Below are 620 nucleotides of genomic sequence, written 5' to 3' on the forward strand. Positions count from 1 at the left end.
CTGTTCGGGGGCCGGCGGGTCCGCCGGGGCGGCGAGGGCGCCGGGCGCCGCGCCGAGCAGTCCGCCGACGACGGCGACCGCGACGGCAGCCGCCCGCTTCCCGCGCCCGAACCGCACACCATCTCCCCGTCTGAGTGGACTTGTGGAGCCCCGGTGCGCCCATGACGGCCCCCGGCGGAGCGTCCCGCACCGCAACCGGACCCGAGCCCACCACCCCCGTGCCGAAGGTGTCAACGCGCATGCCTGTTGTGCCGGAATTGCCCGTTCCGGTGACCTGGGTCACAGGACGGGGGTGACGAGCGCGACTTGCCCCGCGTTGTACGTCTGGGAGCCCGCCCGCTGGGTAGGGCTGCCTGTGTCCCCGTCGCCGACCCCCGTGGAGCCCTCCGTGGCCGTCTCCGCCCTCGAACAGCCCCTGACCAGCGAACCTCCGCTGGCCGACGCCGAACCCCTGACCAGCGAGCCGCCCCTGACCGAGGCCGCGCCCCTGACCAGCGAACCGACCCCGGTGGCCGCGCCAGCCGGAGCCTGACGCCATGACCCTCGCCCGGCTCGCCGCACTGCACGGCGTCGCCACGTCCTACGCCCCGTCGGCCGACCGCACGGTCCCCGTCCCGGAG

The 620-nt window shown here is 76.0% G+C and carries 1 protein-coding gene; it reads left to right on the forward strand.

What is annotated here, in order from left to right; all coding sequences use genetic code 11:
* Positions 1-388: 388 nt before the first annotated feature.
* Positions 389-532 carry a hypothetical protein gene (locus ACJA3G_RS38225; RefSeq protein ID WP_180356955.1) on the forward strand — a complete coding sequence of 48 codons (144 nt, stop codon included), beginning with the start codon at positions 389-391 and terminating at the stop codon, positions 530-532.
* Positions 533-620: the final 88 nt, after the last annotated feature.

It is taken from the genome of Streptomyces sp. YS-3 (genome assembly GCF_045257485.1).
Taxonomy (GTDB): Bacteria; Actinomycetota; Actinomycetes; order Streptomycetales; family Streptomycetaceae; genus Streptomyces.